Annotated in this window: 8 protein-coding genes; 2 read left to right on the forward strand and 6 right to left on the reverse strand. The window is 55.3% G+C overall.

The genetic code is table 11. The features are described 5' to 3' along the window. Positions 1 to 357 precede the first annotated feature (357 nt). From VFO10_RS00695 to VFO10_RS00715, 5 genes are read right to left on the reverse strand one after another with little or no spacing between them, the layout of a single operon-like run. The gene (locus VFO10_RS00695; protein ID WP_325136734.1) at positions 358 to 1,197 is read right to left on the reverse strand and encodes a hypothetical protein; all 840 of its coding nucleotides are present in this window, start codon (positions 1,195 to 1,197) and stop codon (positions 358 to 360) included. Between the two features lie 4 nt (positions 1,198 to 1,201). Continuing rightward, on the reverse strand, positions 1,202 to 1,891 hold the full coding sequence (locus tag VFO10_RS00700) for a hypothetical protein (protein WP_325136735.1): 690 nt from the start codon (positions 1,889 to 1,891) through the stop codon (positions 1,202 to 1,204). Next, positions 1,888 to 2,970, reverse strand: coding sequence for a prepilin-type N-terminal cleavage/methylation domain-containing protein (locus tag VFO10_RS00705; RefSeq protein ID WP_325136736.1), 1,083 nt, complete (start codon positions 2,968 to 2,970; stop codon positions 1,888 to 1,890). Before VFO10_RS00705 ends, VFO10_RS00700 begins: the two co-directional genes overlap by 4 nt. Beyond that, the gene (locus tag VFO10_RS00710; protein ID WP_325136737.1) at positions 2,955 to 3,965 is read right to left on the reverse strand and encodes a prepilin-type N-terminal cleavage/methylation domain-containing protein; all 1,011 of its coding nucleotides are present in this window, start codon (positions 3,963 to 3,965) and stop codon (positions 2,955 to 2,957) included. The genes VFO10_RS00705 and VFO10_RS00710 overlap by 16 nt, the downstream gene beginning before the upstream one ends. A gap of 12 nt (positions 3,966 to 3,977) precedes the next feature. Then, positions 3,978 to 5,006, reverse strand: coding sequence for a hypothetical protein (locus tag VFO10_RS00715; protein ID WP_325136738.1), 1,029 nt, complete (start codon positions 5,004 to 5,006; stop codon positions 3,978 to 3,980). A gap of 85 nt (positions 5,007 to 5,091) precedes the next feature. On the opposite strand from VFO10_RS00715, the gene VFO10_RS00720 reads away from it, so the two are divergent. Both VFO10_RS00720 and VFO10_RS00725 read left to right on the forward strand, forming a co-directional pair. Beyond that, positions 5,092 to 6,756 (forward strand): hypothetical protein, encoded by a 1,665-nt coding sequence (locus VFO10_RS00720; protein WP_325136739.1) that lies wholly within the window; start codon positions 5,092 to 5,094, stop codon positions 6,754 to 6,756. Positions 6,757 to 6,764: 8 nt separating this feature from the next. Next, positions 6,765 to 7,880, forward strand: coding sequence for a hypothetical protein (locus VFO10_RS00725; RefSeq protein WP_325136740.1), 1,116 nt, complete (start codon positions 6,765 to 6,767; stop codon positions 7,878 to 7,880). Between the two features lie 29 nt (positions 7,881 to 7,909). Here VFO10_RS00725 and VFO10_RS00730 read toward each other — a convergent pair. Continuing rightward, a partial coding sequence (locus tag VFO10_RS00730; RefSeq protein WP_325136741.1) for a hypothetical protein occupies positions 7,910 to 8,241 on the reverse strand: 332 nt, incomplete at its 5' end.

Consider the following 8,241-nt stretch of genomic DNA (forward strand, 5'->3'; position numbering starts at 1 on the left):
TCCTTACGGAGATCCTGAATTTCGATCACGCCCAGCTCCCAAGGTGTGGTGAGGCCTTCTTATAGTTTAGAAGACCTGGCTGAAAGCAGGGAGGGCAGGAATTGCCGGGGGATTGGCGGGAAACGAAGGCGTCGGTGAACAGCAGAATGTCCTCGACGCGAGTTTACAAGCTTTGGAATAAGGATTCGCTGTCTTTGCAAACTAGGGTTCCGGTACGATGTCAGCCATCCACGGAACACCCAGCAAGCCAGGAGAACCCAACCGACCCCGCCCAGGATTCCGAGTCCCTTGCGCATGCGGCGTAAAGCTTCGTCCCACTCTTCCTGGCTCATGTGCCTGGCCTTTTGCGTCCAAAGGTCAGCGACAAACAAAACCCTGGGAGGTCCAATGGAGTTCGAGCCGTGGAGCTATGGGACAGCGTTGGGACTGGGCGAGGCCGGCAATGATCAAGGCCGGGCCGTTCACGGTCAGTCTTAAATTTTCTGTGTAGTCGAGTTTGAATTCCAGCCCTGTTGTGGGATCTTTGAAGGCGAGGGGAGGGTTGAGGGACCATTGTCCTGCAGTGATGGTCAGCTGCGTGCGCGCGTGTCCACCGTTCATCAGCGGCAGCTTCATGCCGGGCGTTCGCCAGCGGAGATCGCTGATTTCGATATCAAAGCGGCCGTCCTCGCCTTTGCCTTGACCCTCGCCCTTGATGCGGCCCTGAACACCGCTGAGCCAGAGCGAACTGCTGGCCTTGTCCGGTAGCAGCTGAAGGAGAGTCTCCAGCGGCAGAGGCCCCGTTTGAATATGGTAGGACCGGGGTAAGAAATCTGTCAGGGCGATTTCAAAGTGACCTCTCAGCGCGGAACCGCTTTGCTTTTCCCGCGCATCCCACTGCAGATGAACGCGTCCCTTGAAGAGCGAAGGAAAAAGATCGAGATCGAATTTGAACTGTTTCAGAGTCACGAGCGGATTCTGCGCTCCACTTTTCACAACATCGACACTCTCAGTGCGTCCGGTCAGGTACCAGCCTGTCGTCCAAGGGCCGGGGCGCAGGATCAAAGCGTCCTTCGATTCCCTATGCTCGTTGATCAGATCCTGCAGGAGCTGAAGACTCGCCGGATCTTTCAGACGCGAGGCCATAACAAATTGAAGGGAGCCAAGACCGGCACCGAGGACACCGCCGAGGACGAGAAATATTTTAGCGCGTGCCATCACTTCACCTCGGCAACGTTCGGGCGTAAATCGTTTGGCTCATCCAATGACTGGTTCTGTCCGCCTGCCAGAAGATAAGGCTCAGTCCAAGGCCGATGAGGAGCACATAACCCTGCAGCGGCCGCATCTGGGCCCTGGGTATGAGCAGCACCAGCGCAGCGACATTCAAAAGACCGAAGAGCGCCGCCGCCTGCACAAGGCCCCAGGACGGAAAGATCCACAGGGGAAACGCCAGAGCGCCGGCGAAGGATGCGAGGTAATCCAGCGCCAAAAGTCGCATGAACTGCCGACCCTGATAGCGTATCTCATCGAGCCGGAGAAGGAGAGGAAGCTCCATCCCGCTCAGAATTCCAATCGCCGCGATCAGAAGAAAACAAAAACCAAGGGAAAACCAGGAGGGTGTGTGGGCGTCCACGCTCAGGATCCAAAAGGGAGCCAAACCGCCGAGCAGGCAAAGACCGACTTCAATGCCAAAGAGCCTATAAAACAAGGTCTCCTGGGAAATATCGGCGACCGGCATCAAAGAACCCATACCCAGCGCGAAGATATAAAGTCCCATGGTCAGGCTGTAAAGAAGGACAGTATTGCCCATCACCGAAGCCATGATCTGGGCGGCCATGAATTCATAGGACAGGCTGCAAAAAGCCAGAAGGAAACAGGCAAACAGCATGCGTAGCGCAGATCGTGACATCATTCGTACTCGCGGCAGCAAAGGGCTGAGTCATTGGCACAGGAGATATCCTGTTTGGTGTAAACCTTTTTCTTGCTGGCCTGGTTGATCAGATCGCACTTGCCATAATCAATATGCGAGATCCAGTAATTGTCGGCACACTCAGGCGTGTCTTTCAGATTGATCTTATAGCAGTGCTTTTTCATGTTCGAACCGAGACAGACCGGAGCCCATTCATTATTGGACTTCTGTTCAAACCCGAGCAGGATCTCATCCTCCTTGCACTGGTTGCTTTCGCAGAGGGGCCGGCCCAGGGTATCGAGTCGCGGCGTCCCGTCGGAATTTTTCTGGGGCCTGTGATTCAAACATTTGCAGATCATGGTGCCGTCGCCGCGATAGCCATCGACGAAGTGATAGGAGAGGCAGGCCTGGGAGAAGAGCTCCATCAGTTTTTTACTGGGAATGCTGATGGCAAAGTTTTCCGGATTGGGAATCTGGCCATCGACCGTGGGATGAAAGAAGTTCACCCCCTCATTATCCTCGGATTTTGCCGAAGTCGGCGCCATCTGAAAAATTAGGTTCACCGCGGCAATTTCCTGGCAGGTCGCAGAGGAAAGCCCGGTCGTGCGATCGCGTGCACAGGTGAACCAGAAGTTGACCTTGACCTGCATGGGACAGGTATCCGCTCGGGGCGGCAGACAACCCGAGGCCCCCTCGCGCGACCAGAAACCCGTCATGGGAATGTAGCCGCCCTGATCATCCGCGATCATGAAGTCCATGGGCTGCGGCCTCGCTCCATCGAAGTAACGGGCCGGGCAGGTCGCTGGACTCATCAGACAATCGAGGAAAGCCTTGTTCTGCACTCCATAGGTGCCTGACTGCACCTCAATGCTGTTTTTGATCTGCATGGGATCGTTGACCGCCAGCTCCACCTGCTTGATCACGCGGCCCTTGGCAGCATTCAGCATCAAGATTTTTTGTTCCGAGAGCCGCTTGGAAAAATACTGGGCGATGCCCAGGCCGAAAAGCGAGAAAAGGCTGACGGTCACCAGCACTTCGATCAGAGTAAAACCCGGACTGAATTTTTTCATTCGGTACAACACAGATGTTTATTCCCATCACAGGTCACATAGGAGTTGGATGAGCCTTTTTTCGCCTGATAATTCTGTTCCACGCGGCAGCCCCCGAGCCGGATGGATTGGATCACGCCCATGCACGCCTGCTCGTTGGTGACCTCGGTGCAGGTGAACTGCGGCCGCGGCACGCAGATGGGCTGCATGGTCGGCGTATAACCGATCAAACGGTGCGTTTGATTGTTCGGACAGGTGATGGTGGTCGGCGAGCAGATGACCTGGCCCATGTTGGTTCCCGTCTGAGTCGAACCCGGCTGGCATACGCAGTTCAATTGTCCCGTCTGATCCACCGAACGAAGCACCGAAAATGGAGGACAGACGCCTTTCAGAGTTTTGTCCTGAATCACAATGGCAATGATCCCACGATTGGCATCGGTGAATTCATCATCCGGGGGAGACGAGGCCAGAACGGGCTGGCCTTTCAAACTCGTGTTCCGGATCTGATAGCGCACCCGGACGCTCAGGGCATCGCCGCAGCTGGCCGCTTCATCCGCGCATTGCGCATAGAAGAAGGCGCGCGCATCAAACTCGGCATTGCAGCGGCCGACGGGCGGGCAGGCTCCACCGTTGTGATCATAGCGGATGGGCGTCTGATCGGGACCTGCCACCGCTGTCGCACCGCTTTGAAAGGGATAGCCCAGACGGAAAGTCTGCATCGCATTGCTTTGCGTCGCGTTGCAGGTGGTGGCCGGATTCATATCCACGCAATTGAGGAGGAGACGATTGCCCGGATCGGGAAAGGCCTGGGCACTGAAAATAAGGTTCTGTTTGGTGATGACGCGGCGCACGCGCATGCTGATGGCATCGCGCGATCCCATCGCTTCAATGCGATAGCGGCTCGCATCCACCTTGGGCAGGAACTGAGATCCCACCACGCCCGCAATCCCGAGTATGCCGAGAGTAATCATGACCTCGATGAGGCTGAGTCCGCTTTCTCGGGAAAATTTTTGGGGCCTGCCCCGCATGCTCGGGCTCCTTTAATACGGTTTGGGAAGGCGGACACAGCATACGGCTTCGATCGGATCGCAAAGAATGGAATTATCAGCCTGGATGTGACAGGCGCCGTCCGTATTGTAAAGACCCTTCATGCGTATCGGCTGGCCAAAACTGTCCTTGCCGCAGTCCACGGTATTGGTCTGCATATCAATGGCCTTCCTGAAGCAGGAGAATTCATCATCGCGCTGGGCACAGATGGGATTGCGATCCTTGTCCAGGCCGACGAAGGTTTGATTGGGCGGGCAGTTTTTCTGGGAACAGATGGGAAATCCCCGTTCATCCGTACCGACCTGAGCCTGGATCCCGCCGACGCATGCGCAGCGGACTTTTCCACTTTTTTCAAGCTCGACGAGCATGGATCCAGGAGGACAGCCCTGCAGGAAGCGGAGAATATCCGACACCAGCATGGACTGAGAAAGTGTCCCTGCCTGCGCATTCAGATCCTGATCGGTGGGAAAATCAGCGACATTCGCCGGAGATTTGCCGGGCGCCGCGATGAATTTGACCTGGCTGAGGACGTGGAGGCGTTCCGGAATAGGGCACATGGCAGCCCCGGCAGGACAGGTCGCCCAAAAGTAAGACCGGGCCTCGAACGTGCAGTCCTGCGTGCAGGGCTGCCCATCACGATCATAGCGCACGGGTGCCGCCTGCGTGCCGGTCACGGCTTTCAATCCGGTGGGATTCACCAGGGAAAAAAGCTGCTTTCGATTCGCACCGAGGCTGGTGCAGGCCGCGCCCTGGGTCAGGCAGTTTTTCAAAACGATATTGAGCGCGGAAAAAGGCGGAACGCTGGAACTGACATAAAGGGCTTCCTCCAGACGGACCAGGGAATTGATGCGCTCATAAAGGCTATCGCGCACTCTTTTTTGCTTTTCAATCCGCAGAAGGCTCGTTTCCTGGATGGACCGCCGCTGCAGCTCAAAGATCACGATACTGGAAATAGCGGCCACGAAGAGAAATAAAATAATTCCCGCGCCGCTCTCTTTCGAGATTTTGAGTTTCCTCGGCAAAATATTTTAGTTCCCATGTGCAAGGTTTTTCTGGATGATAGCCTGCAATACTTCCTAGGTCAATGCCGTTGCTCACGAGTGAAACATGACAGCTCTGCGTTTTGTATTGTGCTTTTTGTTTGCCGCCTGCAATATGCTTTACTACCAGATCTATCATCGTTTGGTGGCAGGCTTCACAGGCGACATCGTCCTTTGGGGGAGTGTCGGCAGCGCTGTTTATCTTTGCTCCCTCGGCCTTGGCATTCTCAGGTCGGATCGCACAGCAGCCGAATCCTGCGTGAAGGACATCGGACTCGTGGAACTCCTGATTTCCCTGTGGGCCCCGCTCGCCTTTGTCCTGCTTTACGGCTGGCATATCGTCTATCGCATCTATTTTTATGACTATGGTCAGCTGCCCGATGAAGGGTGGCGGCGGATCGGATACTTTGGAATCTTTGCCCAGCTGCCCCTGGCCTACCTTGGTTATCTGGCTGGGCTTGAATCCGGCTTTTTAAGTAAACTCGGCCGTCAGCATGGGCTGAGGCGCGTGCAGAGTCTGATCGCGCTTTATTATATCGGCGGCCTTGTGGGAAGCTTTCTGCTCACCCTTTGGCTGCTGCCGCGTCTTGAGCCGCTGTCCATAGTCCTGACGGCCAGTCTTTTGAATCTTGCAACGGCTGGTCTTTGGCTTTCCTTGGGTTCCGAGTCGCGCCTACGTTGGAAATTTGGACTGAACGGTGTGGGTGTGACTGCCTGGTGCTTGATTCTGGCTTTCGTGCAGGCCTCGGACTTAAGTCAGCTGCAGGCGAAAAATTTTTACTACAATCACTACAGCTGGAATATGCAGTCCAATGGCATAATGAATTTCAGTTTCCCCAAAGGCCCTTATGACTTTTGGAAGACTGCCCAGGATCTGCCGACCATCGAGCGGCACTACGGGCCTTATCAGGTGATCGACTTTGTTCCAAGGCCCGAGGTCAAGTTTCCCGAAGCCAGAGCGTGGATGATGACGATGGATGGGCGCTTTCAGCTGTCATCCGTCTATGAACGCGCGTATCACGAGACCTTTGCGCATATTCCGAGTGGAATCGAAGGCCGCCTGGGGCGCAGGATTCTGATCGTAGGCGGCGGTGATGGGCTTTTGGCCCGAGAGCTTCTGCGTTTTGAAGGGGACCTGACGCATATTACCCTGGTCGATATTGATCCCAAAATTCTGAAACTGTCCCGCGAGCATCCGCGGCTCTTGGAATTGAATCAGGGCTCACTCCTGCATTCCAAGGTGGATGTCCAGGCCCGCGACGCCTTCACCTTCCTTAGGCGTTTTCCGGGCGAATTCGATCGCATCTATCTGGATATTCTTTATCCCTACAATTTTGAAAGCTCACGACTCTACTCGGTCGAATTCCTGGCCCTCGCCCGTCAGCATCTGACTGCGGACGGACAGCTCGTGATGCTGTCGCCTCTGGATTTTGATCAGGATAACGCGCCGGAAAAGGATAAGACCGCGGCGACTATCCTGAGCACGATCCATGAAGCTGGCTTTGCGGAAACCATACTCTTTGCCGAGGAAAGGCATAGTTTTCTTTTGGCCCGCACAGCCGCCGGGGATCTGCCCGATGCCGCGGCCTTAAGGGCGAGTCCTTATATCCAGACCGTGTTTGGAAAGGACAGCACCCTCCGTTACCGGCGCTTGCCTTATTACCGGAATGTGAAACTGGTCAATTCCGTTTTGAAACCGACCTTTATGGGCCAGAAGGATAGCTTTTTTTAGGAGTGGGCATGTCCGAGCAAACAGGTCTCAAAGAGCGATTGATCGCACTCGATCTTCTGCGTTTTTTCAGTTATTGGGCCATCGTCGTCTTTCAGGCCGTGCTGTTCTATTTTTATAGCCCGGAAATGCCCTTCCTTGATATCAGCCCCATTTTGAAATTCTTTGATCATTACGCCCGAACGCTCGCCTTCAGCGGCTTCACCATCGTTCTTTTGTCCAGTTTTCTGATTACCTATTCCCGGGCCCTGAGTCTGAAACGGGCCCGACTCTTCGGAGTGATCGCCCTGGGCTGGTTTGTTCTAAGTCTCTTCATGAATGATGGCGCCTGGCTGTCCTGGGATGTCTATTCCCTTTATTTTGCGGGGCTGGCATTTTATATGGTGCTGAAGCGAGGGCATCACCTGTTGGGATGGTTCGGCTTTATTCTCCTTTGGATTCCCTTTTGGACTTTTGAATCCTGGCGCAGTTTTCTTTCCGTGGATGCCCAGCATGTCTTTGGACTCGCCCCCTGCGTGGGACGGGAAATCACGGAATGGCCGGTGCTGCCGTGGATAGGGCTGGTTTGGGTCGGAGGCAGTCTTGGGAGCATGGCGCGACAGCAGCATGCAGAAGGCAAGGGCCTCATGCGTTGGCCCGAGGGTCTGGTCTGGGGCGCTTTGCTTGCAGCGAGCGCGCCGCAGTGGGGAGCCTATTTCAATATCCGCATCGGCCCTTACTTTTCCTGTGATGCGTTCCGACAAACCCCACTTGTCTTCTGGAGCCACATGATTGGCCCCCTTCTGATCATGCGTCTGGCTTTTGATCCACGCGTGCAGCGTTTCCTGGCTCGCCAGAGCCTCGTGCGCAGCATCAGCAACCTGGCCATTTCCCGGCACTTCTGGTTGGCTTATATCGTCCAGTACGTATACCTGCTCCTGCTCATCATGGGGCTTCAGTCGATCAAAGCCCGCTGGCCGGGCTGGTATGATGAATTCGAAGTCGCCATCTGTGAATTTTTTGGTCTGACGCTGATCGTACAAAATGAAATGCTCGCTCGCGGTGCCCTGCGTGTTGGCGCCTGGCTAAAACCCTATGGGCAGGCACTCGCAGAACTTTGGCCCGGGCGTGAAAAAAAGCGGACGTGATGGGCAGGAATTGGGCGCGGATCGAAAGTTCAGGGCGCCCCGTCCCCGAACGATCGAATCGACCACCAGCGCGCCTGATCCGGAATAAATATCTCCAGGGTCAGACCTTCCTCCCAGGAAAGTTTGGCCGGATATCGGGTCTGATCGCGAATAAAGTAGCCGCTGAGCCGCGCATGCATGGAGCGCTGGCCATAGGGCACATAGATCCAGTCGCTGGTTTTGCGCGGAACATTTTGCCAATTGGATTGGGTGCCCGGGACCATCGGCATGCCGTTGTCCGGTTCTGAAGGCGCGAAATTCCCGAAGAGGATCAGAAGTTCCGCGCCGTTTTCCTGTGACATATTCAGTTGAAAATTAAGCG

It is taken from the genome of Oligoflexus sp. (assembly GCF_035712445.1).
GTDB lineage: Bacteria > Bdellovibrionota_B > Oligoflexia > Oligoflexales > Oligoflexaceae > Oligoflexus.